Below are 25,310 nucleotides of genomic sequence, written 5' to 3' on the forward strand. Positions count from 1 at the left end.
ACTAAGAGATCGAGCCTATTATCGATTCACGAAATTCACGATGGGCAAAGATTAACGAATTGCTGTGATGAACAGCTTCAACAGCGCTAAAGCATCCTTACGTTGCTTCTCCGTACACTGATTCAGTGCAGCGATAATGAGTTCTGTTTCGTCATTTGGTTTGTCTTGGGCTTTATCTCCATAAAGGAGATCGTTAGGAGACAATTTGAGCAGGGAACCAATGATTAACATCGTTTCTATGGACATTCCAGCTTGACCGCGTTCAATATCAGCGCAAAATTTGGTCACACGGCCAATCCTTTCAGCAAAGTTTTCTTGAGAGATGCCCAGCGCCTTGCGTCGGGAACGAATGCGTTCGCCTACCATCTTTTTGTCGTACAAATTCATGACTTACCCTTCCCTCCAGCATATAATAAGAGCTATTAGCTACTATTATGAAGTAGTTCACAGTTGACCTTAATGAGCTAATAACGTAGTATTTTTTGTAGTTATAAGAGTACGCAATATGGCTGATGTTTAATCCAACGGTTTACCAACTGGGATGAATTCAGCCTGGGATTTTTGGGAGTCGCACCTCGTAAAGTCAGGGAAACGCTTGAGAGAGGAGACATTGGCTAATTGAAAAAAGAACTGCTGCGACACGTTGAAGTAGAAAAGGCAAAGCTGAACGAGTTGGGTCAAAAATCACTCGAGCAAGGTATTCCGCTTGGTGAAAATGAAACCGTTCAGACGCAAAGTCGGCGGGTAGATGAGTTGGTGATTCAATTTCATCGTTTCGGAGCGGTCGAGCAGGGATAAGAGAATCGTTAGTGCAGGGCTGGAGGGAGTCGTGGTCATGAATTTGCCGTCGTGGTTTCGGGAAGCCATTCAAGGGCGCTTGGATGATGTCGCTGCACGAATCCAGCATCATCCAGAATTGAAGCGTATTCGTGCTGAAGAAAGTAAAGCATTCCAAGTCTTGTTTGCGGGTATGGATGTTCAGCACATGCCTGGGTTTGCAGAATGGGAGGATCGGCATCATTATTCGCAAGCTGCCATGAATGAGCGCCTATATTTGCAGGGGATGGAGGACGGTATACAACTTGCTGTAGCCTTATTAAGCCATTCCGATTTGTTTGATGACACGACATCAGTCAAATCTGAACACAATGAGCCTGGGACGTAAATGGTTCATCCAGGAGGGATGAAAGTGGAAGTGAAAATTAACCGGGAGATCCGGGACTATACGGAAAGTTTATTTTTTGGACTGTCCTTGCGACAGTTCTTTTTTTCTATTCTGGCAGTTATTGCGGCGATTGGACTGTACTTCGGCTTGCGCAGTCATTTCGGGTTGGAAACGCTCAGTTGGCTGTGCATATTAGGGGCAGCGCCTTGCGCAGCGCTCGGATTTATCCGCTACCACGGGATGACGGCGGAGCAACTCTTGTGGGTGTACGTGAAGTCGGAGTTTCTCATGCCACGACGTCTCGTCTTTCGTTCGACCAACCTCTACTACGAAGCGCTGAAAGGAAACTTGGATAAGCGTGAGCAAGGAAGGATGAAGCACAATGATTAAGACGCTCAGGCGCACGATCAAGCAGGACAAGACACGAACTGCCATTCCCAAAAGCGTACAACAAGCGATCCCGATCCGCGCCATCTGGCCGGACGGGATTTTTGCTGTCGACAACAAATTCTCGAAGTCGTTCCGTTTCGCGGACATCAACTACGCGGTTGCATCGCGAGAAGACAAGGAGACGATGTTTCTCTCTTACTCCGAGCTTCTTAACTCGTTTGACAGCGGTGCGACGACGAAGATTACGATTCACAATCGGCGGCTTCATCAGGCAGACGTGGAACGTTCCGTTTTCATTCCATTGCGGGACGACGAACTGGATACGTATCGGCAGGAATACAACGACATGCTGCTCGGTAAAGCGACGGATGGTAACGCGACCGGAACGGTTCAGGATAAATACATTACCATTTCCGTTGTGAAAAAGAACGTGGAGGAAGCTCGCCATTACTTCGCGCGGGTTGCTACGGAGTTGACGGCACATTTCTCCCGCCTCGGCACCAAATGTACTGAACTCGATGCGACGGATCGCCTGCGCATCCTGCATGACTTCTACCGCATTGGCGAAGAAGCCGACTTCCGGTTCGACATGAAGGAGATGATGCGCAAGGGACACGACTTCAAAGATTATATTTGCCCGGACACCTTCGAGTTTGCTAAAGATCATTTTCGGATGGGGAACTATTATGGACGGGTTATCTTTCTCCGAGATTACGCCAGTTACATCAAGGACAGCATGGTAGCCGAACTGTGCGACCTGAATCGTAATTTGCTGCTGTCGCTCGATGTCATCCCGATTCCGACCGATGAAGCTGTCCGCGAAGTAGAGAATCGGTTGCTCGGCGTAGAAACCAACATTACGAACTGGCAGCGGCGGCAAAATCGCAATAACAACTTTTCGGCTGTTGTCCCTTACGATATGGAGCAGCAGCGTAAAGAGAGCAAAGAATTTCTTAGTGATCTGACGACTCGCGATCAGAGGATGATGTTTGGACTGCTTACGATGGTTCATGTCGCAGAAAGCAAAGAACAACTCGATAGCGACACGGAAACCTTGCTCACGACGGCCCGCAAACATCTATGCCAGTTTGCCACGCTCTCCTATCAGCAAATGGACGGTTTGAATACGGTGCTACCGTATGGGTTGCGTAAAGTTCACGCTTTGCGGACGCTCACGACTGAAAGTACGGCGGTCTTTATCCCGTTCCGCGCGCAGGAGATCATGCACACAGATGGCATTTATTACGGGCAGAACGTCATCAGCAAAAATATGATCGTCGCCAATCGCAAGCAACTGCTGAACGGAAACAGTTTTATCCTTGGCGTGTCGGGTTCCGGCAAGAGCTTCACGGCGAAGCGAGAAATCGTCAACCAGATTCTGGCGAGCGACGATGATATTATTCTGATTGACCCGGAGCGGGAGTATTCCGCTCTGGTGAATGCGATGGGCGGCGAGACGGTTCATATTTCGGCGACTTCTCCGAACCATATCAATGCGATGGATATGAACCGGGCTTACGGTGACGGGGCCAATCCGATCATTCTCAAATCGGAGTTCGTCCTGTCGCTATGCGAGCAGTTGATCGGCGGACATCAGCTTGGCGCGAAGGAAAAGTCACTCATCGACCGATGTACCGCCGCTGTGTACCGTAAGTATTTGCAGAGCAATTATAAGGGACAGCCGCCGACCTTACAGGATTTTCGGGCGGAGCTACTTAAGCAAGCAGAACCGGAAGCGCAAGACATCGCGCTGGCGATTGAATTGTTCACTTCCGGCAGCTTGAACACGTTCGCCAAGCCGACTAACGTTAACGTTCACAATCGACTCATTTGCTACGATATTCTCGATCTGGGCAAGCAACTTCTTCCCATCGGTATGCTCGTCGTACTCGATAACATCTTGAATCGCATTACGCAAAATCGCGCCAGAGGTAAGAATACGTTTATCTTTATTGATGAAATCTACCTGCTGTTCCAGCACGAATATAGTGCCGACTTTCTGTTCACGCTCTGGAAGCGCGTCCGAAAGTATGGCGCTTTTTGTACGGGCATTACGCAAAATGTGGACGATCTGCTGCAAAGCCACACGGCCCGGACGATGCTTGCAAACAGCGAGTTTATTGTCATGTTGAATCAGGCTAGCACCGACCGCATGGAGCTTGCCGAACTGCTAAACATTTCTGATCTGCAGCTCTCCTATATCACGAATGTTGATGCTGGGAATGGACTGATGAAGGTCGGCAGTTCGCTTGTACCGTTTACCGACAAGTTCCCACGGCACACGAAACTGTACAGCCTGATGACGACGAAGCCTGGAGAGTAATGACAACAGGAAGCGGTTGATTACAATAGGATCAACCGCTTCTGAACTAAACCTTTTTCCTAGTAACAACGGTAGTAGTACATACGGGGATAAAATATTTACGATATTTTGCTGCTATATTCGAAAATGAGTACAAGCGTTATCTACGTAGATATACTGAAATTGAAATGAAAAAGGCAACTTAAATTTTACTACCTCGATGCCCTCCAAGAGTCCCCGGAATTTCGCTCTGATAGTAACGATGATCTACCCCAAATAATTTGTAAGATGAAATATGATTCGGACGGATATAATTGTTTACATCAGGATCTCTATGGGGATATCTACTTTCCCTCCCAAGTTGTGTTTATGCTGAATCAGCGAGAAAAGGATTATACTGGTGGAGAGTTTCTGCTTGTTGAGCAGCGACCTAGTATCCTCGTGTACCTTGAACAGGGCGTATTGGGGTTGGGAAGATCAGCCCTTGATTCAGAGTAATCACATGCCCTCTGCTCTGAGTGCGTAGCTTTTCAAAATCATTCAACGGGCAGAAGAACTCAGCATCGCCTGGCCGTTAGAGAAAGAGCTAACGGATGGCGAGCTTCGTCAGCATCTCTTTGCAGACTCTGTTCAAGTCTCGCGTCCTAAGCCGGTGTTGCGCGAGCAGGCGCAACTGAGGGCGATGTTACGTTGGCTGATTCCCTGGCTATGTAGCCGCAGGATTTCTCGATATTTGGTCATGGTGACCTCCACGAATGATTTGCGCTGTCTTTCGACAACGCATACGGATCATTCTAACAGGAGGCGCTATGGACTGGCTCCTTCGTCCGGACGGGTTGCTCAAAAACGCCGGAGACGTGGCTCTCACTCACCGGAACGATGGCTCAATTAGCTATGGAATATTCAATTTCTCTTACGATCCAAAATTGATAATATATTTACTATATTAAGTAATAGAATTGGAGGCTTTATGAAACAGAGAAAACATTCCAATATCGTTAAGTATATGTACCAGAGTATATCAATTAAGAACAAAATATTTATCAGTAATATCGTGATCATTGTTATATCTCTAAGTATCCTTGCATTATTTGCTAATATTGTTTCTAGTAAAGCTATAGTAGATAAAGCCGTTAACAACTCATCTAGAGAACTGGAACTAATAGATAAAAACCTGCAAACGCTGATTAGCCGCGCTGAGGATTTTTCGAGAATTCTCGCAACGGATCACAGGCTGCAAGCCAACCTTCTGAAACAGATGAATTTCTATGCTAACGCATCGGTGTCTAGCGACTCATTGGGCAGTCTGAATATTAAAAACACGCTTTCTGAGGTCATAAGCAACATTGTCCAGCCTAGCACTCAAATTGCTGCCGCTAGTGTGATGGACTCCAACAACCATCTTTTTGATATAGGCTACGCTGACAATGCCAGCATATCAACAATGATGAGTCCGGATTTGATCCGTACAATTAAAGAAAAACAGGTTCCTGTCTGGACAAACTTGTTTGCGTTTAAATACAATAACGGAACTGCTGAAAATGCATTTGCCGTTGCGAAAGCAGTCATTCATAAAGATACAGGCAAAACCGTAGGGATTGTCGTCTTGTATCTTACAGAAAGAGATATTGCGTCAATTTATCTGGATAATATGAAATACAAGGGGGGAAGGTTCTATATTTTAAACAAGAACGGAGTAGTCATATCGTCTCAAAACAAGAATGATCTTTATAAAAAATTCAATGAAGTCAGCAATTTAAAAATTAAAAATGAGACAAGCATTGGTGAAAGTCTAATAAGAGGAAGCGGCAAAGACAAAGTTCTAATAACCGCACATAGCTTTGACAAGCTTGAGTGGAAAATTGTAAGTGTGATTCCAATCGAAGAGATCACGGTTGAAAATAAAAAAATAAACCAACTTATCGTTATTATTGGATTTGCATGTTTAATCTTTGCATTTATCGTTTCCTTTATGCTTTCACGAACGATAACCAGACCGATATTGCGGATCGCAAAGACCATGAAGGAAATACATCTTGGGCATTTAAATGTCAGGATCAATAACAATTCTTTAGACGAAATCGGATTGCTCGCTAAAGGCTTGAACAGTCTTATGGACAGAATCCAAAAACTCATCGTTGAAAACTATGAAGAACAGAAAACCAAAGCAGATATTGAGTTTAAACTGCTTCAGTCGCAGGTCAAGCCGCATTTTCTATACAACACGATTGAAACCGTTATCTCTTTTATCAAGCTCAATATGAGAGAAGAAGCCATAATGGCTTCGAAATACTTGGCCAATTTCTACAGAGTTTCGCTCAGTAAGGGAAACGATATCATCAAAATCCGCGATGAGGTTCAACTAACCGTCAGTTATTTGGAAATTCAAAAGCTCAGGTATGTGGAATATATGGACTTTACGATAGATTTCGATGAAGGCATCATGCATTATTCGATTCCCAAGTTGACTTTGCAGCCCATTGTGGAAAACGCCATCTATCATGGTCTCAAACAAAAAAATGAAAAAGGAATTCTCATGATTAAAGGTTATCAAAAAGACCGGTATATTGAGATTGAAATTTATGACGACGGTGCAGGCATGAGTGTGGAGGCAATAAATAAGGTACTAAAACCTCCTGTAAAACAACAAACTGAGTCTACAAAACATACAGATTTTGGTGTCGGTAGCGTCAATAACCGTATTAAAATTTTATATGGCGACGAATATGGTCTTGATATCGAAAGCGAAGTCGGGATGTATACAAAAGTTATGATAAAATTGCCATTACGTGATGAATGAGAGGTTGGTCATCTTGCTTAAAGTTTTAATCGTCGATGACGAATATTATTTCAGACAGGCTTTGAAGGTTTCATTGCCTTGGAACGATCTTGGGTTCGAAATTTGCGGCGAGGCTAAGAACGGCAAGGAGGCTCTGGAGAAGATCCATGAAACAAATCCGGATATTGCGCTTGTAGATATCAATATGCCGGTAATGGATGGATTGGAGTTTATTAAATGCATTAGAGAGCAAGGAAATGAGCTTAAAATTGTTATTCTTACTGGACAAAGTGAGTTTACCTACGCCAAACAAGCTGTACAGCTAGGAACTTACAATTACATTTTGAAGCCAATAGATGAGAATGAAATAAAAAATACCCTGTTTGAGATTAAAGGGCTGATCGAAAGCGAGCAAAGCATCAAGCTTGAGATGGATGATTTAAGGAGACAAGTCCGGGAATATATGCCTGTATTAAGAGACAGGTTTCTTAACGAAATTTTACAGGGCAATCTTCCCTTTGACAGTAATGAGCTAGTGCAAAAAATGGAATACTTGAACATGACTCTCATTTCGCCTTACTATCTATCTGTTGTAATCGAAATAGACAGGAATGAGGAGTTGCAATGGTTGGAAAATGAATTAGAAATATGGAAATTTGCAGTATCTAATATTGCCGCCGATATGGTTCTGGGTAAATGCGAGTATGCGATTTGTCATGATCATAATGACTGCATTTGCGTTGTTCTTGGATTCATGGATAGCGAATCATTTGACACCATTGAAGCGCTTTGTGACGGAATAAGGCATGCTGTCCATAAATATTTGAAGTTCACAGTAACAATTGGAATAGGGAACATATATAAAGATATTGCGGATGTATCCATTTCTTACAAAGAGGCATTATTTGCATTGAAAAACCGACTGATTTTGGGTGGGAACCGGGTTATTCTGCATAACATGGTATCTGAGATAAGGATAATGGGAACCTTATTCTCCGTGGAACAAAGAAGCCAATTGTTGATGAGTATGCGCATCGGTAATGCAATGGAAACGGAAAAGCGGCTTACGGACATCTTTACATTGATCAGGTCGAAAAATGTTAATGTGGACATGCTTTTTGTTACAAGCGTAGAAATGGTTTCTACCTGTTTGGAGTATCTCACAGAAACAGGCCAGAGTATAAAAGAGGTTTTTATGGATACAGATCATCTTCTTACAGCTATCCAGGATATGAATTCAATTGACCAAATCGAAAATTGGATAAAGGATATATTTGCAAATGCTGTACAACACGTGCAAAAAAATAAGTATTCAAAGTCAGCGAAAGTGGTTGAGGACGTCAAAAACTACATCCAGCGCCACTATTTCAATGAGGAACTGAAAATTGACGATATTGCAAAGCACGTTTATACGAATTATAGCCACCTCTGCTTCGTTTTTAAGAAAGAGACAGGAATAACAATTAATGATTTCTTGACGGAAGTGCGCATGTACAAAGCCAAGGAGCTTTTTGACAATGGAGATCAGTTGATCCAGATTGTTGCTAATAAAGTGGGTTATGCGGATGCCAACTATTTCGGCAAATGTTTTAAGAAATATTTTGGCATGCCTCCAAGTAAGTATATAGAAAACATAAAATGGTGAGTAGCTTTTTAACCGGAAGCTATTTTTTTTGGAATGGCAAGAAATGATCCGACAATTTTACTGCTACTCCGAGAATATTCTCTTATTAACGAAACACAAAAGAGATACGATTAATTCAGGACAGGAAAGCGGATACAAAGACCTGTCCCCAAAGAACATATCATTCAAGGAGGTCTTTTCTTGTCAAAGTATTTGAAGCTATTTAGCACTGCGTTAGTCGGCACATCGTTGCTTGCAATGACAGCATGCGCGACTACCGGGAAAGATGCAAGCGGTACAGCCACCCCTTCTGCTGCAACGAGTACACCTCAGAGCTCGCCCAACAAGAAAGCTAAAATTAGAGTGATGACGATCACTACGGACGAAGCCAGAAACAATATTATGGAAAAGTTCATTAAGCCTAACATTGAAGCTGCGCTGCCTGATGTTGAAGTAGAGTTTGAACCTGGCGGTGGCGGTGGAGACTTTGTCAATAAAATGAAGACGTATAATGCGTCTGGAGATCTGCCTGATGTTTGGTATGGCGACTCTACGCTAGCACCTCCGATCATGGAGGCAGGCAACTTGTTGGATTTGACGCCTTATGTGACGAAGGATCATTTTATTGATAAATATTCAGTTCCGGATGCTTTGAAAGCAAAAGATGGTAAAGTTTACGCTCTCTCATCCGGATCAGACACGTACTTTACCCCAGTCATTTACTATCACGTAGATATGTTCGAAAAGGCAGGCGTACAAATACCCAAGACGTTCGACGAACTGGTAAAAGCAGCACAGACGCTCAAGAGCAAGGGCTTTGTACCAATTTCTACCCCAGGCAAAGGCGGATGGTCGACAACTGTGTTCTTGTTCCAGAATATGGTTCAAATTGGCGATCCTCAAGCCATGGCTGATCTGGTAACCAATAAGACGGATTTCAATAACCCTTCCATTAAAGCGGGACTCGCGAGGGTCGAGCAATTAGCTAAATCTGGCGCATTGCCTGAAGGGGTAGCTAACCTTGATTATGGTCCAGCCAAAGAGTTGTTTACGTCGAAGAAAGCGGCAATGTACATGATGATGACTTGGGAGTTGCCTGATCTGGCAAAAGATCCTACCGTGGATTTCTTCCCGTTCCCGGCAGCGAGCGACAAATATGACTCGGCCAAAGTGGCGCAATTCTGGGGAGCTCCTCTCAACGGCTATTCTGTAAACGCAAAAAGCAAAAATGTAGAGCAGGCAGTAAAGGTCGCTGAATTTTTAGCTATGGCGGATGCGAAATATTTCGAATCCACTGGAGCTCCAGTCGCGCTTAAAACAGGAAACCCAACGGGTGAATTGCAACCTTTAATGAAAAAATTTTTAGATTGGTATAATGCAGTACCTACCAAAATAGCGTCCTATTCGATCAATGCACAGGACGCCAAGGTAGCCGCTGAATTCGCAACACTGGGGCAAAACCTGTTAACAGGCCAATATACATCCGATCAGTTTGTAAAAGACTTTGATAAGACTTGGAAGGAAAACACGTGGTTTAAATAAGTAAATAAAGAACATTAAGATGTATACGGCATTCCTTCAAGTAAGACAAAACTTGATGGAATGTCGTGCATCCATCTCATCAACATTCAATTGGAGGCAAGCATGAACAGGTATTTCGGAAACAGACTGGCGGTTTTTGTGTTTGCATTCCCTGCGTTGCTTCTCTTTACAGCATTTGTGATTTACCCTCTATTCCCTGAAATGATGATCAGTCTGCAAAATCACGATGGTTTCAAGAGCGAAGGATTTGTAGGATTGGCAAATTACATGGATGTACTCAACTCCCAAACTTTCTGGCAAGCCAATAAGAATACACTTCTCGTCGTAGCTTTATCCATATTCGTCGGCTTACCCATTTCATTGATGCTGGCCTTGCTGATGGACGCACAGACACCAAGCATACGGAGATTTTTTAAAGCGGCAGCTGTATTTCCTGCAGTGCTTTCTGTAACTGTAGTGGCACAAATGTGGATAGCTTTCTACGAACCTACCTGGGGCCTGTTTAACGAGATATTAAGAACAGTTGGTTTAGGCCATCTCGCCAAACAATGGTTGACTGATAAGGATACGGCGCTCATTAGTGTAGCTGTTGCATTATTTTGGCAGTACATCGGGTTAAATGCTTTACTCTTCTACACAGGGATAAAATCAATTCCCAAAACTTACTATGAAGCGGCTCTAATCGATGGGGCAGGCTATGTTAAAGCAAGTATAAAAATTACCATTCCTTTATTACAGGATGTTGTGAAGTATGTTTTAATCATTTCTACGCTTGGCTCGATGGCCTTATATGCGCATGTAAGAATTATGACCATGGGAGGACCGGGAGACGCATCAAGAACAATTGTATATCAGATGTATTATACGGCATTTGAAAGATCCGAGTTCGGAAAAGGAACGGCTACAGCAATGTTATTCATAATTGAATGTCTCATTATTTCATTCTTGATTAATCGTTTTGTTGCTAGAGAAAAAATAGAGATTTAGACAGGAGAGCGGGCGAGAAGCGATGACATTTAGGAAATTTGAGATGAATTTGGTCAATTATGGACTGAAAGTATTTTTGCTTGTACTGGGCTGCTCATTCATTTTTCCTTTATATTGGATGGCAAGCTTATCGTTCAAATCCAAAAGCGAAGGTTATGATAATCCTTTTGGTCTGCCGAAAGTGTGGGTATTTACGAACTTCTCGAAAGCGTTAGGCAAATACCATTTTTTCACCTACTTTAAAAACAGCATCATCTATACTACTGGGACGATCCTCATAACGTTACTCATCGGGAGTATGCTAGCTTATTGTTTAAGTAGAATGGAATGGAAATACAGTAAAACTGTCTTGATTTATATCTCATTAGGATTGATTATTCCTATCGAGGTAGTCATCATTCCGTTATTTATGATGGTTAAACAATTGGGAATAAAGGACAGTTATTTCGGGTTATTGTTACCCTATATCGCTTTTTCGCTGTCATCATGCACTCTGATGCTCTATGCGTTTTTTAGATCCCTGCCTAAAGAACTCGAAGAAGCGGCTTGTATTGACGGGTGCAACATCTATGAATCGTATTTCCGAATTATAATGCCCGTTGTAATGCCTGCATTAGCTACTCAATGTGTTTTATTATTTATGCGAATATGGAATGAATTTCCTCTGGCCTTTATTATTGCAGGTCGAGATCGATTAAGACCCATTACGATAGGGCTGCTTGATTTTTTTGTCAGCATAGGTGTAGCAGACTGGGGTTTGATTGGCGCGGCAATGCTTATTTCAAGCCTTCCCACTATTATTGTCTATATGATTGGAAACGAGAAGATCGAGAATGCCTTAACCGCAGGCGCAATTCTGAAGTGAAGATTAGATTTAGTTCCCGCCGATAATGCCTCATTAAACTTTGCAAACAAAGCAAAAAGGAGAGATTTTTATGGCATGGGGAAAAGGTAAAAGCACTTTAACTGTTTTTTTAGTTGTGGTTCTTGCTTTATATTTCATCGAATTTCTACTTCCAAATCGAGCATCAGCCGCAGTGCAGATTACGCTCTACGCATCTCCGACGGGAAGTGGAAATGTTTGCAGCCTGTCTGCGCCATGTTCACTGACTGGAGCCAGAGATCAGGCCCGCACTCTGAATAGCAACATGACCGGAGATATTATCATTTACTTGCTGGATGGGACTTATACGCTTTCTTCCACGTTTCAATTAACTGAAAGCTCGACTGTACACGACTCGGGAACCAATGGATATAATATTATTTATAAGGCGAATCCCGGATCTTCTCCTATTATCAGCGGCGGGCAAACGATTACGGGATGGTCTCTTTATAATAGCGGTAAAAACATTTACAGAGCAAGTGTAGGAACTTCATTCGATACCCGGCAGCTTTATGTAAATGGTGTACGCGCGATTCGCGCCCGAAGCGCCATGAATCCGACAGGTTGGACGAAGACGGGCACTGGTTATACAGCTCCCGATTCTACCATGGCTAGTTGGGGAAATATCGGAAATATCGAAATCGTTTCCAGGAATAACTGGAGGGAATATCGTTGCGGCATTAGTTCAATTAGCGGAACTACAGTCACCATGCAGCAACCCTGTTGGAACAATTCTAACCGGGAATCTTTTAACACGATAACGAATCCGGCATGGATCGAGAATGCCTATGAATTGCTGGACTCGGAAGGCGAATGGTACTTGGATCGTTCTTCAGGATACTTGTACTATAAACCGTACACCAATGAGAATATGTCGACAGCTTCGATCATCGCTCCAACATTGGAAACGCTCTTAAGCGGTGCTGGCACGTATGCTACTCCCTTAAAAAATATACAGTTTTATGGAATCACCTTTTCTTATGCAACTTGGCTACGGCCCAATACAAGCGAGGGTTATGCTCCCCTCCAGGCAGGCTTTTTGCATTATGGATCAGATGGAGGAAATCAAAACACGGATATGTACAAAACTCCGGGTAATGTAACGTTCTCAGCTGTCCAAAATGTAAGGTTGGAGCGAAACGTATTTACTCATTTAGGTGCAGCGGCGCTTAGTTTCGAATATGGAAGCCAAAACAATACAGTAGTTGGAAATCGCTTTCAGGATATTTCAGGTTCCGGTATCGAGCTTGGCCATATGAACGACGAGGGTCATCTTGTAACCTCCTACTACAACGACAACGATAACGGAATTACTTATACGGGTAGTTTCACGTATGCCGGCAATCGGGGGGTGGGGGATTATAAAAATGATGTTACCCAAACCCAAAATAATAATGATTATTTTCAGTTTACCTTTACCGGTACTGGAATTAATTATTATGGTGTCAAAAATACGGATATAGGCAATCAAGATGTGTACATTGACGGTGTTCTTCAAAGTACGGTCAATGGTTATGCCAGCAGTTATACAACAAGTCTAATGTATAGTAAAACAGGGCTGACATCTGGACAGCATACAATAAAAGTTGTAAAGAAGAGCGGAAGCTGGATGGTGGTTGATGCGTTAGGAGTTTACACAGAAACAGATCCTACTGTCAAGCTCGTAAAAAACAATACATTATCTAATAATTATATCACTCAAATCGCGCAGGAATATCATGATGCGGTAGGAATCATGGCCTTATATACCGATAGTTCTAATATTACCCACAATGAAATAACAAATGTTCCTTATTCCGGAATTTCTATGGGTTGGGGGTGGGGCGCTCCTGATGCAGGTGGAAGCCGAGGCTGGGCAACAGCTACTGTAGCCCAGAATAATACCATTCAGTATAACTATGTTCATGACTTTATGAAGACGCTTAATGATGGCGGCGGTATTTATACCCTGAGTTCGCAAGCGAATTCTACGATAAACAACAACTATGTCCGTGATGACCATAATCAATACGGAGCTTTATATCTGGATAATGGTTCAAGTAATTTTAATGTTAACCATAACGTAGTTGCATCCATTCCATCTTACGTTTGGTGGTTGGATATTGGCCCTCCTTCATCAAACAACGATGTAGAATACAACTATACAGACTCATCGAACAAGTATATCTCGCAACCGCAAAATAATACGGTTATCAACAATCAAGAAGGATTAACAAGTTGGCCAACAGCGGCACAAACGATAATGAACAGTGCAGGATTAGAATCGAATTATCAAGATATTATTCCAGTAGTAGATGATAAAGTGGATGATAATGACCCAAGTATAACCTACAGCGGAACATGGACAGCGGAGACAAATGATGTCGGAAATTACAAAAATACAGTTCATTGGTCCAGTGCGACAACATCAGGCGCCTATGCTCAATTTACATTTACAGGTTCATCCATTACTTGGATTGGAAAGGAAAATCAGTACTCTGGAGTGGCCAAAGTATATATTGACGGGGTTCTTGATCAAACCGTCAATACTTACTCAAGCAGCCAAATATTTCAACAATCCATCTATACGAAAACAGGGTTATCCGTCGGACAACATACGATCAAAATTGTGTCCGATTCAGCCGGTAACGGCGGCTACTATTCCATTCACATTGATGCTTTGAAACCATACGTTAACATAGTAGATGATAATGACCCAAGTATAACCTACAGCGGAACATGGACAGCGGAGACAAATGATGTCGGAAATTACAAAAATACAGTTCATTGGTCCAGTGCGACAACATCAGGCGCCTATGCTCAATTCACATTTACAGGTTCATCCATTACTTGGATTGGAAAGGAAAATCAGTACTCTGGAGTGGCCAAAGTATATATTGACGGGGTTCTTGATCAAACCGTCAATACTTACTCAAGCAGCCAAATATTTCAACAATCCATCTATACGAAAACAGGATTATCCGCCGGACAACATACGATCAAAATTGTGTCCGATTCAGCCGGTAACGGCGGCTACTATTCCATTCACATTGATGCTTTTCATTACTAAGATTTGCTAATTCGCTTCTGCAGTATGATGACCATCAGTGTCCCGATCAGAGATTAGTTGAGCCGTAAGTGAATTGGTTCAGGGGCATGACAAATCACCAGCACTAAAGAGAAGGCTGGTGATTTGTCGTTTTATTTCCGAATCCGGGCAAACACTGGTTTGAAAGAAGGAGAAAACATGGAGTATACGACATTCGGCAAAACAGGGCTGAAGATATCTAAGCTTGGCCTCGGGGGAGCGCCGCTTGGCGGTCATTTCGGCAAGACAGATGAAGACGAGGTGCAGCATATGATACATGAGGCCATGGATTCCGGCATCAATTTCATTGACACTGCTCCTTTGTACGGGAGCGGCGAATCGGAGCGGCGCATCGGCAAAGCACTTATCGGTCTCAGAGACCGTGTAGTGCTGGCATCCAAAGCGGTCAGAGGAGACATGACGTACGATTATAACCGCACAATCCGATCGGTGGAAGACAGCCTACGGCGGTTGCAAACGGATTGGATTGATATTTTGCAACTTCATGATGTGGAAACTCAGCCCTACGAGCTTATTATAAATGAGACTATACCGGCTCTGGAGAAGCTGCGGCAGGATGGTAAAATCCGTTTTAGCGGCGTGACGACGCGGAATTTGTCATTGCTTCTGAAATATATGAAGACCGAAAAATTTGATTCGATTCAATTTTACGCGAGGTATATGCTAATCGATCATACGGCTAAGGATGAGGTGTTGCCGCTTGCCAAGGAGTTGAATATGGGCGTTATCAACGGAAGCGTCCTTGGCTTGGGGATGCTGGCGGATGAACCGGCTCACTTTGTGGAAGAGGATGTTCGATTGAAATCTTTAAACCGGATTGAGCAATTAGCGTTTCTGCGGAAGACGGAGCCGAAAGGGCTGATTGAGCCCGCTATGCGCTTCAGTTTGAGCAATCCTGATATTCATGTCACATTGACGGGAATAGCTTCGCTCTCTACGCTGCGTACCAATCTGTCCTTCTGTGATGGAAAAGGTTTAGAGTCCGAAGATCTGCAAAAAGTGTATACGCTGTTTCAAGGGCAGCCGTTGTTTGATTAAGGGAAACTTTATGAATCGGAAGGAGAACTTTTCAATGACTTCATCTAATAGTAAAGAAATGCCTGTGCGTGTCCGCGCCTCGGAGCGGGTAGTACCGCCGCAGTGGGCCTTGCAGGAGCAGTTGCTTTTTGAAACGCTAAACAAAGCGGCTAAAGAGTTTGTCGCGCGGTACACGCATCCCGACGGCTCGCTCATTTGGTTCGAACAGTGGCCGGGAATGGATGGGTCGGACGATCCGTACGAAGGGTTTATGAATTTGGCGCTCTTGTATGTGCTTGGAGGAAGCAGCGAACTGCATGAGGTGTCCCGCAAAATATGGGATGGCATCACGTGGCAGTGGACGGAATACGGACAAATCCACCGTGAGTTCGATGCGTATTACGATTGGATGCACCACGGTGAGGGTTATTTGTATTTGTACTTCTTAGGATTGGCCGGACCCTCGACGCTCAAGGATCGGCAGCGCGCTTTGAAATTCGCAGCGATGTATACGGGCGACGATCCGGCAGCGCCCAACTATGATAAGGAGTTGAAGCTGATCCGGTCGCCGCTGACGGGCAGCCGAGGCCCCCGCTTTGAGGTATCTGAGGAAGATTGGAGCACGCATCGCGACATTTTGGACGATTATTTGGCTCCTTACGAGGATATTCCGGGCGTTGATTTTGCAAGCGGCAAGTGTCCATGGTCCAACGACGAGGTCTACAAGCAGATTATCGCTATGATGAACGAGCGGATGAATCGCGGCGACGTTCCGCTGAATTTGAATGCGACGAGCTTGTTCACACACGCTTTCCTGCATTCCGGGGACGAGAGCTTGAGGAAATGGGTCATCGAATACGTGAAAGCATGGGAAGAGCGGACGCGATTAAACGGTGGTATCATCCCGGATAATATCGGGCTTTCGGGTCAAATCGGGGAATACAACGATGGAAAATGGTGGGGCGGTTACTATGGCTGGCGTTGGCCGCACGGGTTTGCGACGATCATTGAGCCTCTGATCAACGCCAGCGTGAATACGGTGCTGCTTACCGGAGACTTGAAAGGGCTGCAATTGGCCCGAGAACAGTTGGATAGAAACTGGGGTCTGCGCAAGGAGCAAGAGGGCAATTGGGTTGTGCCATACAAGCACTTCGACAGCGGATGGACGGATTATCGCAAAGCTTTGACCACCTATCCGATTAATCTATGGATGATATCGATGTCGGACGAAGACCTGGAACGCGTTGAGCGAATACCAAAAGACGACGACTGGAACGAGGTTATCGTACCGGGGTGGTCTGGAAGAGATTCGAAAACCGGGAGAGAGACGAAACATTACATCGGGAATACGCAGCCGTGGTATCAATATATTCGCGGGCTCAATCCCGATTACCCGGAGCGCATTTTAGACGCCAACTATACCTTGATTGGCAATCAACTGGCGAAGATGCGCGACCCTAAAGGGGATCCGCACAGTTGGACCGGGCAGGTCGAAGGCATGTACTCAAGCATCCACATCTGGCAGGAACTGTGTCCGCTCTATTTTGAAGGACTTGTACAATTGACACTAGGAGGGCCGATGCACATTTCGCATGGGGGGCTGCAGCACGGCCGCGTTCGTTATTTTGATGTTGCTGCGAAACGTCCCGGACTGCCGCCAGGGGTGTCTGCCCTTGTGGAAAAACTGACGCCGGATTCAGCCACAATCCATCTCGTTAACACAACTCTGTTCGACGAGCGGGAATTGATTGTACAGGCCGGCGTATTCGGCGAACATCGGTTTTTGCAAGCTGAAGTCATCAATCAACGCGGCGAAGCGACTGATACGGCTGCGGTGAACAGCAAATGGCTTCAGGTCACTCTGCCTGAGGGAACGGGAATAACGTTACGCGTTTCGATGGAGCGCTATGTGAATACCCCAACGTACGAAATGCCTTGGCTGGAAAACGATAAACAGTCGGTGATCCACGGGCGCTTCACGAATAATGAGCATAATGAAGGGTGATAGATTTGACATCGATAGGAATGACGAAACAGATCATTGATGCACACCAGCACTTTTGGTTTCTTCAGCGTGGTGACTACGGCTGGCTCACCCCTGACAAAGAACCACTTTTGTACCAGGATTTTATGCCGGAACGGATAAAACCGGAATTGCTCCAATACGGAGTAGCCGGGACGGTCGTCGTACAAGCGGCGCCGACGATGGAAGAAACCGAGTTTTTGCTCGGCCTGTGCGAACAAGACGAAACCTTGCTTGGGGTGGTCGGTTGGCTGGACATTAGCAGTAAAGACTTTGAACATCACTTCGCTCGCTTTCGCGCCAATCGACGCTTTGTCGGCATTCGCCCGAATTTTCCGAATGTACCTGACGGAGACTGGGGGCGCCACCCACAGCTTCTGCATAATTTGTCGATCCTCGCAGATGAAGGCTTTCCGGTCGATTTACTCATTGCGCCATCTGATCTTTTTGCGATGGGAAGGCTTCTGGAACAAGTTCCTAATTTAGTGGCGATTGTTGATCATCTGGCGAGTCCGGATATTGCAAACATGCAATACGGAACGTGGGCCATTGAAATGAGTGTGCTTGCCCAGTTTGAACATACAGTATGCAAGCTGTCGGGGCTCGGGACGTGTGGAGGCGGAGGGACTTTGCGGGCTCCGGATGTTGCACCGTATGTCAAACATGTTGTACAAATATTCGGTCCTGACCGGCTCTTGTTCGGCAGCGATTGGCCGGTATGCTTAAAAGCGGGCAGCTTCGGTCAAATGTTAGAAATGGTCCGCGATGCGCTGCCTCGCGAGCTAACAGAAGCTCAAAAGAGAAATATATTCGGCGGTAATGCACTTAAAGTATATCGATTACCGGTGTAAATGAAGCAGATACATGCTTCACTGATATGTAAATAAAGATAATTAAGGAGAAACCTTATATGTCGAAAATCAAGGAAGTACTCATTTTGCACCATAGCCATCTAGATGTTGGGTATACGCATGCTCAACCTATCATACTGGAATTGCACAAAGACTATATCGATCAAGCGTTAGCGCTTTGTGAACAAACCGAAGCTTGGCCGGAACACTGCAAATTCCGTTGGACGTGTGAATCTTCCTCTGTGGTCTTGAGATGGCTGGAAACCGCGGATCACATACAGAAAGAAAAGTTGCATCGCTATCTAAATAACGGTCAAATGAGCATCAGCGCCTCTTTCATGCATACGACCCCGCTTTGCAATGCGGAGCAACTTGCTCATATGCTTCTCCCGATCAAGCAATTGCGTAATCAATTTGGTATTGAAATCAAGACTGCCATCCATCATGACATAAACGGTCAACCATGGCCGTACTCTCAACTGCTTCTTGATGCTGGAGTAGAGTTTTTGATCATGGGGATCAATATTCACTTTGGAGGATTTCCTTTAACCCGACCGATGGCCTTCCATTGGCAAGCCCCTGACCGGAGGAAGTTGTTAGCATTCAACGGGGAGCAGTACTCTTTGTTTCCGCAACTTTGCAATTTGTATGACAAGGATACAAGCGGCATTAAAGATGGACTTGCGAAATATATCGCGAAAATCGACGCCTTGCCGGACTATCCGTTCGATTTTGTATATATGACCTCGACGAACTTGCCGCTTTACGATAACAACCCGCCTGATGCGGAATTGGCTTCCCTATTTCGCAAATGGAATGGGGAAGGGCATGAGTACATGATTTCATTTGTAACACCAGAGCAATTGCTGGCTCGCATTAAGAAGCAAGAGCATCAATTATCCGTATATGCGGGCGACTGGACGGATTACTGGAATTGCGGAAGCGGCAGTTCGGCCAAGGAAGTTCGGTTAAACCGCAAAACGAAGCAGGGGATGAAAGCCGTTGAATTACTCGGAGCGTTTCAACCGGAACATGATGCCGCCTATGTATCGGTGAAGAAACAAGCGTGGGAACAAATCAATTTATTTGATGAACATACATGGGGAGCATTTAATTCCGTAACGGACCCTGATAAGCTCGACGTATCAATTCAGTGGATGCATAAAGCTCACTATGCTTATCAGGCGAACAGTCTGACAGGGTACTTGCTTGGAACGAAAATGGAGAAGTTCGCTCGAAACCCGCATCAATCCGGAACGCCGGAAGGTTTGATGCTAATCAATCCGTCTGCTGCTCCTCAGATTCACGAGATTCGCTTTACTGCCGCTTATCAGGAAGGCGAAAAACATCTTGCGGCGAACCGAATGCGATTTGTTCCGATGAATCGTGAACAGGTGAGGTCGGGCGCTGCGTATGGTACCGTCCACATGGAGCCGTTTAGCTGGCGGATGATTCCGTTCGATTCAATAAAGAAGGCGGAAGTTGCTGAAGATATATCGTTTGGCGAAGACTGGATCGAAACCCCGTTCCATCGTTGTACCTTTGATCCGTTAACGGGAAGAATCCAGGAGTTGTTCGATAAAAAGCTGAATTGGAATGTATTGGATTCATCCAGTCCGTATACGTTCTTTCAATATGTACAGGAAACGATCGATCCGGCATTTCATCATGAACATCGCAGCACGTTCTTCCCCACGGATATCCCGAAGGCTCTGGAAAGCATCTCGGTTTGGAATCATGATTGGAAAGCGAAGCGCAGCACAATGAGCAAACTGAATCAATGCCTTGTGGAACGCGGAGTAAATTCAATAACGCTGATCATTCGTGCCGAGGCCCCAGGCGTAACGGACTTCGAGCAACGGATTACCTTTTTCAACTATAAGTCGGATATTGAACTGAAAGCTTCATTTCATAAACAAGATATAACAACGCCAGAAGGAACCTATTTCGCTTTCCCGTTGAATCTGGATCAGTGGCAATGTCACTATGATACGGCGGGACAAGTGGTTGAACTGGATAAAGAGCAATTGCCGGGCGTATGCCGTGACTATATTACGGTCGACAAACATGTTTCTTTGTACGATGGCAACAAAGGCATCACGCTCGCTTGTCCAGACGCTCCGCTTGTTCAGATCGGCGGCTTTCATTTTGGCAAAGAACAAAAAGAAGTTTTGAGGGAATCGAATCCGTTGCTGCTCGCTTGGCCGATGAACAATTACTGGGATACGAACTTCCGTGCCCATCAACCGGGGCCTGTATCTTTTACTTACGTATTCTCTACGTTCAAAAATTACGACGAAATGCAGGCCATGATGGCCGGGACTCGCGCCACCGCTCCTATCTTGTCTGCTCCAGTGGTTCACTGTTCGGAAGAGCGAACCGGTCAATGGCTCGAGTGCATAAGCGACGGAGTCATCCCGTTTGATATTAAACACGCCGAGGATGGCAATGGAATCATTGTTCGTCTGGTTAATTTGAAACATCATTCTGTGGAAGTGAAGCTACGGGTTCCAAATCAGTCAATAACAGCGGCTATCATTACGAATGTACTGGAAGAGGGTCAAGAGGAGATAAACAGATCTCAGCTTCATTCAGATGGCGGGCTGCATTTAACGCTGGGCTCCAAGCAAATGTTGCATCTTCGCCTACAATTGCTCGGCCTGTGAGGGAACCGTTAAGTTCTACAATTCCAAAAAAACTGGAGAGGCATCGGAATTGGAAAAGTCACAAACATGGTTAGTACAGATGCAAGAATCACATACAAAGGCGTGTGGAATTGGGACTGCACGTTTCATGCCATCGGTTAGCCAGAGATCAAGCGCAAATCTTTTTTAACTTTCAACAACCCTCCGGTTTGCTTCCCGATGTGATCTACTATGACGGCGGGATGGTGACCAACTTAGGTAAGCCGCCTGTATTTGCAGGGGCCTGTGAAGTAATAGATCGTCATGACCCCAATGATGCTTTTTGACGGCTGCCTATGAGAGCCTTAAGAAAAACGAGGCTTTCTGGAGTAAGGTGAGCAGTCAATTGTAGGGGAGTGGGGGATATGGAAGCAAGGATAACGGAAATCAAAGTGGCGCATCTTCATCCGGATCAAGTCGAGCGGTACGAACAGCTTCATCGGGATATTCCTGCCATGAACGAGAAGCATATGCGGGAAGCAGGCATCGTGTCTTTGCGGATTTTTCGCGAGGGGCTGACCTTGTTTATGATCGTAGAATCCGACCCTTCACAGGCGCTTCCGGAACGGGTTATTGATCACCATCTGGAAGAAGAGTGGCATCGGCTGACAGGCGTATGTTTTTCGGAGATATGGCAGGATGCATGCGAGATTTACCGATTACAGGGGGGAAATTTAATAGGATGAGCGAACAGTACAGTTCATGGTGTATATTCGTGACATGGAACTTTTTCCTCTTCCCCTTGCGGCTGTTATTTCTTGAAAATATCATCGCCAAATACCCAGAAGGCAAGACGGTTATCGGTCTGGATAATGCGCGCATTCACCACGCCAAACTGATTTAATTCTTTCTAATGGAACATGCCGATCAATTGGAACTCGTATTTCTCCCTCCATACAGTCCTCAGTTGAACATCATCGAGGGAAGTGAGCGTGGTCGAATGATGAAGTGTACAATCATTTGATCGCGATGATGAACGAACGGATGAATCGCGGCGACGTGCCGCTCAATCTGAACGCCACGGGTTTGATTACGCATATGGTGTGTTATCCTGAGGGCAGGAATGATCGCGCGTACATTAGGCTTGAAGATGCCTATCGCCGGATTCGGCTACAATTCATTTAGTCAACACGAGCCTGTTCGACGATATATACTCCGCGATTCATATTTGGCAGGAAATGTGCCCGCTCTAACGAACCGGGTGGAAACCGAAATCCTATTGACAGAACAATCCCATCGATCTAAGATGAAATTGTTGAATGTAACATGTTACAAAGATAAATGAGGGATCGACTCACATGACCAAGTTCGCCCAAATCGAGAATATGCTCACGACGGATCGAGTGTACAAAGAATTAAAGAATGCCATCTTCAAGCGCATGCTTGCTCCTGGCCAGAAGCTGGATATTTTCGAGCTGGCCGAACAGTTTAACGTGAGCAGAACGCCGGTGAAGGAAGCGTTTAATCGCCTGCAAATGGAAGGATTAATCGTCATCAAGCCGCGCAAAGGAACGTATGTGGCGGAGATCGACATCACCCGGATCATCGAAGTGTTCGAGGCGAGGCTCCTATTCGAGACACGCTCGGCAAAGATTGGGGCGGCGCAAGGAACAGAAGAGGATTTTCGCGCACTGCGTAAGCTGATCGAGGCAATGGACCGATTTTACGAGGCTAAACCGTTCGATTCGATGAACTACAATGAATTGGACATTCAGTTTCATATCCAGATCGTGAAGATGGGCCGCAATCAAGTCATTCTGGAGCTGTACAAAGGCCTTAACGCGCATCGGATCACGGAACGCGCCTTCTTCGCAAGAGCCTCCGAGAAAGTAGAATCGAGCCATTATCAGCATCTTGAGATCGTCGAGGCATTTGAGAAAAGAGATGAGGAATTGGCTGTTGCGCTTGTCGCCAATCATATCGAGCAAGGGAAAGAAGCGTTGCTTCGGCTTCGGGATTAAGGAGTGCAGCCTGCCTTATTCCGATTTTTATAACATGTTACATGTTAAAAATGAAAGAGAGGATGAAACCGAATGAAAATCAACGACAAAGTATTTGCGGCCAAGACGATGCTCTCCGACACGACGCCATTGCACACGTTCCTGGTAAAAGGCAAGGATTTCTCCGTATTGATCGATTCAGGCGTAGCGTCCATGTTCGGGGATATCGTCGATGTCGTGGAGGAAGCCAGGTCAACTGACGTGCGAATTCTCTTCAACACTCACCCTCACGCGGACCACATCGGAAGTAACCGCCAATTGAAAGAGAAGTACGGTCTGCTCGTGGCCGCACCGGCCGGCTCCGAACGCTGGATCGAAGATATGGAGTACCACTACGAACAGTTCTGCCTGCCCTTTCCGAACATTCTGCCTCACTCGGAGGAGACGAAGCGGGACATTCTCGGACTGATGGACGGCGGCTCGAAAGTGGATCTGTCGATTACCGAAGGCATGACGATCAAGCTCGACAACGACACGCAGCTCACCACACTAGCTTTGTCGGGACACATGATGTACGAGATCGGGTTCATTGAACATAGCACGAATACGCTCATTCTCGGGGATGCCATTACCCTTTACGAAGGCGATTTGTTCCCCGGACATTATAGCCCGAAGCAATATCACGCGACGGTGAAGAAGCTCGCCGAATGGAATCGCCAATATCAATTCAAGCAAGTGCTGACGGCTCACTTCGATCCGACGGATTCGGCGGGACTGAACAAACATCTGCTAGGCGTTCACCATATGATCGATCAGGTTGACTGGACGATTCATCAAATTTTGATGGAAGCCGCCTGCCCGCTGTCGCTTGAACCGATCTGGAGAGCGGTGTGCGATCGGATGGGCCGCATTTACGAATTCCGCGGATTGGCGATGGTGCACGGTCATCTGACTGAAGCTGTACAAGACGGGAAAGTGTTGCAAGTCGGCGATTCCTACACGGTTCGCTGACTACATGATCATGCTGATGAAGGAAGCTGAATGTAATGGGATTTATCGTAGCCAAACAAGTCGAGCGATACGTCTCAAGCCTGAATGAACTCGTTCAAGAGAGAGAGGTAGCCGTACAGCAGTTAAACGGCGGAGTCTCCGGCTTGATCTGGAAAGTATCGGCCGGCGATGAGAAATGGGTACTCAAGCAAGCGCTAGGGAAGTTGGACGTAGCGGAAGATTGGTTTGCCGACGTTGGACGGATCGAGCGGGAGGAGCAGGCGATGCGATTTCTGGAGCCGATGATGCCGGAGGGCAGCGTGCCGCAAGTCGTGTATTCCGATGAGATCAACCACCTGTACATGATGACTTGCGCGCCGGACGAAGCTGCTCCGTGGAAAAGCCTGCTGATGGACGGAGAATTTCAACCGGAAGTTGCTCGTCATGCAGGAGTGTTGCTGCGTGAAATGCATGAGAGCAGCAGGCGTTGCGCTGGGGAGACAAAGCAAGTAGCGTTCGAAGACATGACATTTTTCCGCGAGCTCAGAATCGATCCGTTCCACAGGCATCTGATCGGCAAGTATCCTGAGCTGGAGTCGGAACTGGAAGCGCTGATCGCTGACCTCGAGGAGAACCGAACCTGTCTCGTCCATGGCGATTTCTCACCGAAAAACATGCTGGTCGATAAGGAACAACGCGTTGTTCTGCTTGATTACGAGGTGGTGCATTGGGGGAATCCGGTGTTCGATCTCGCGTTTCTGCTCGCCCATCTGCTGCTGAAAGGCTGGGCGCTAGAGCGGCAGGCGGATGCGCTGCGGTTAATGGAAGATTTTCTCTGGGCGTACGGCTTTAACCCGGATAAGGAGGCTCGCTTGATCGGACATACAGGAGCGTTGCTCCTCTCCAGAATCGACGGCAAATCTACGGTCGGTTATGTGAAGGGCCGGAAGCTGAAAAACCTCGTCAGACGGACGGCAATGGCCTGGCTCAGGCAGCCGAATGACGAGGTTGCTACGAAGTTAAAGGAAGTGATGAAAGGATGACG

Annotated in this window: 20 protein-coding genes and 3 pseudogenes; 21 read left to right on the top strand and 2 right to left on the bottom strand. The window is 45.7% G+C overall.

Going from position 1 to position 25,310, the window contains the following annotated elements; all coding sequences use genetic code 11:
• Nucleotides 1-51: 51 nt before the first annotated feature.
• Nucleotides 52-387 carry a helix-turn-helix domain-containing protein gene (locus K7P76_RS16890; RefSeq protein WP_232186477.1) on the bottom strand — a complete coding sequence of 112 codons (336 nt, stop codon included), beginning with the start codon at nt 385-387 and terminating at the stop codon, nt 52-54.
• 231 nt (nt 388-618) lie between these two features.
• Between K7P76_RS16890 and K7P76_RS16895 the strand changes: the two genes are divergently transcribed.
• From K7P76_RS16895 to K7P76_RS16915, 5 genes and pseudogenes are all read left to right on the top strand, one after another.
• Nucleotides 619-798, top strand: coding sequence for an aspartyl-phosphate phosphatase Spo0E family protein (locus tag K7P76_RS16895; protein WP_232186478.1), 180 nt, complete (start codon nt 619-621; stop codon nt 796-798).
• 37 nt (nt 799-835) lie between these two features.
• Nucleotides 836-1,165, top strand: a complete 330-nt coding sequence (locus tag K7P76_RS16900; RefSeq protein WP_232186479.1) for a hypothetical protein — start codon at nt 836-838, stop codon at nt 1,163-1,165.
• 24 nt (nt 1,166-1,189) lie between these two features.
• Nucleotides 1,190-1,555 carry a PrgI family protein gene (locus K7P76_RS16905; RefSeq protein ID WP_309244772.1) on the top strand — a complete coding sequence of 122 codons (366 nt, stop codon included), beginning with the start codon at nt 1,190-1,192 and terminating at the stop codon, nt 1,553-1,555.
• On the top strand, nt 1,548-3,878 hold the full coding sequence (locus K7P76_RS16910) for a VirB4-like conjugal transfer ATPase, CD1110 family (RefSeq protein ID WP_232186481.1): 2,331 nt from the start codon (nt 1,548-1,550) through the stop codon (nt 3,876-3,878). The genes K7P76_RS16905 and K7P76_RS16910 overlap by 8 nt, the downstream gene beginning before the upstream one ends.
• 267 nt (nt 3,879-4,145) lie before the next feature.
• Nucleotides 4,146-4,289 (top strand): annotated as a pseudogene (locus K7P76_RS16915) (2OG-Fe(II) oxygenase); the annotation flags it as partial.
• Here K7P76_RS16915 and K7P76_RS16920 read toward each other — a convergent pair.
• Nucleotides 4,288-4,389 (bottom strand): annotated as a pseudogene (locus K7P76_RS16920) (2OG-Fe(II) oxygenase); the annotation flags it as partial. The pseudogenes K7P76_RS16915 and K7P76_RS16920 overlap by 2 nt on opposite strands.
• Nucleotides 4,390-4,827: 438 nt before the next feature.
• On the opposite strand from K7P76_RS16920, the gene K7P76_RS16925 reads away from it, so the two are divergent.
• The 16 genes and pseudogenes from K7P76_RS16925 (at nt 4,828) to K7P76_RS17000 (ending at nt 25,308) form a co-directional block, all read left to right on the top strand.
• Complete coding sequence (locus K7P76_RS16925; RefSeq protein WP_232186482.1) at nt 4,828-6,657, top strand: cache domain-containing sensor histidine kinase; 1,830 nt, start codon at nt 4,828-4,830, stop codon at nt 6,655-6,657.
• Nucleotides 6,658-6,670: 13 nt separating this feature from the next.
• On the top strand, nt 6,671-8,281 hold the full coding sequence (locus K7P76_RS16930; RefSeq protein ID WP_232186483.1) for a response regulator transcription factor: 1,611 nt from the start codon (nt 6,671-6,673) through the stop codon (nt 8,279-8,281).
• 180 nt (nt 8,282-8,461) lie between these two features.
• A complete protein-coding gene (locus tag K7P76_RS16935) occupies nt 8,462-9,802 on the top strand; it encodes an ABC transporter substrate-binding protein (protein ID WP_232186484.1) in 1,341 nt (446 codons plus the stop codon).
• A 102-nt stretch (nt 9,803-9,904) separates the two neighbouring features.
• Entirely contained in the window at nt 9,905-10,789 is an 885-nt protein-coding gene (locus tag K7P76_RS16940) for a carbohydrate ABC transporter permease (protein ID WP_232186485.1), read from the top strand.
• A 43-nt stretch (nt 10,790-10,832) separates the two neighbouring features.
• A complete protein-coding gene (locus K7P76_RS16945; RefSeq protein ID WP_232186486.1) occupies nt 10,833-11,654 on the top strand; it encodes a carbohydrate ABC transporter permease in 822 nt (273 codons plus the stop codon).
• Nucleotides 11,655-11,724: 70 nt separating this feature from the next.
• Nucleotides 11,725-14,721 carry a right-handed parallel beta-helix repeat-containing protein gene (locus K7P76_RS16950; RefSeq protein WP_232186487.1) on the top strand — a complete coding sequence of 999 codons (2,997 nt, stop codon included), beginning with the start codon at nt 11,725-11,727 and terminating at the stop codon, nt 14,719-14,721.
• A 177-nt stretch (nt 14,722-14,898) separates the two neighbouring features.
• On the top strand, nt 14,899-15,798 hold the full coding sequence (locus K7P76_RS16955) for an aldo/keto reductase (RefSeq protein ID WP_232186488.1): 900 nt from the start codon (nt 14,899-14,901) through the stop codon (nt 15,796-15,798).
• Between the two features lie 34 nt (nt 15,799-15,832).
• The gene (locus K7P76_RS16960; protein ID WP_232186489.1) at nt 15,833-17,782 is read left to right on the top strand and encodes a DUF8034 domain-containing protein; all 1,950 of its coding nucleotides are present in this window, start codon (nt 15,833-15,835) and stop codon (nt 17,780-17,782) included.
• A 5-nt stretch (nt 17,783-17,787) separates the two neighbouring features.
• The gene (locus K7P76_RS16965) at nt 17,788-18,651 is read left to right on the top strand and encodes an amidohydrolase family protein (RefSeq protein ID WP_232186490.1); all 864 of its coding nucleotides are present in this window, start codon (nt 17,788-17,790) and stop codon (nt 18,649-18,651) included.
• A gap of 59 nt (nt 18,652-18,710) precedes the next feature.
• The gene (locus K7P76_RS16970; RefSeq protein ID WP_232186491.1) at nt 18,711-21,317 is read left to right on the top strand and encodes a glycoside hydrolase family 38 N-terminal domain-containing protein; all 2,607 of its coding nucleotides are present in this window, start codon (nt 18,711-18,713) and stop codon (nt 21,315-21,317) included.
• Between the two features lie 383 nt (nt 21,318-21,700).
• Nucleotides 21,701-22,021 carry an L-rhamnose mutarotase gene (locus tag K7P76_RS16975; protein WP_232186492.1) on the top strand — a complete coding sequence of 107 codons (321 nt, stop codon included), beginning with the start codon at nt 21,701-21,703 and terminating at the stop codon, nt 22,019-22,021.
• Nucleotides 22,022-22,113: 92 nt separating this feature from the next.
• Nucleotides 22,114-22,260: pseudogene (locus tag K7P76_RS16980) on the top strand (transposase); the annotation flags it as partial.
• Nucleotides 22,261-22,283: 23 nt separating this feature from the next.
• The gene (locus K7P76_RS16985; RefSeq protein ID WP_232186540.1) at nt 22,284-22,460 is read left to right on the top strand and encodes a DUF8034 domain-containing protein; all 177 of its coding nucleotides are present in this window, start codon (nt 22,284-22,286) and stop codon (nt 22,458-22,460) included.
• A 173-nt stretch (nt 22,461-22,633) separates the two neighbouring features.
• Complete coding sequence (locus K7P76_RS16990) at nt 22,634-23,296, top strand: GntR family transcriptional regulator (protein WP_232186493.1); 663 nt, start codon at nt 22,634-22,636, stop codon at nt 23,294-23,296.
• Between the two features lie 72 nt (nt 23,297-23,368).
• Nucleotides 23,369-24,286, top strand: coding sequence for an MBL fold metallo-hydrolase (locus K7P76_RS16995; RefSeq protein WP_232186494.1), 918 nt, complete (start codon nt 23,369-23,371; stop codon nt 24,284-24,286).
• A 35-nt stretch (nt 24,287-24,321) separates the two neighbouring features.
• Nucleotides 24,322-25,308, top strand: coding sequence for a phosphotransferase family protein (locus tag K7P76_RS17000; protein ID WP_232186495.1), 987 nt, complete (start codon nt 24,322-24,324; stop codon nt 25,306-25,308).
• Nucleotides 25,309-25,310: the final 2 nt, after the last annotated feature.

Origin of the sequence: Cohnella silvisoli (assembly GCF_021190915.1) — a bacterium.
Taxonomy (GTDB): Bacteria; Bacillota; Bacilli; order Paenibacillales; family Paenibacillaceae; genus Cohnella; species Cohnella silvisoli.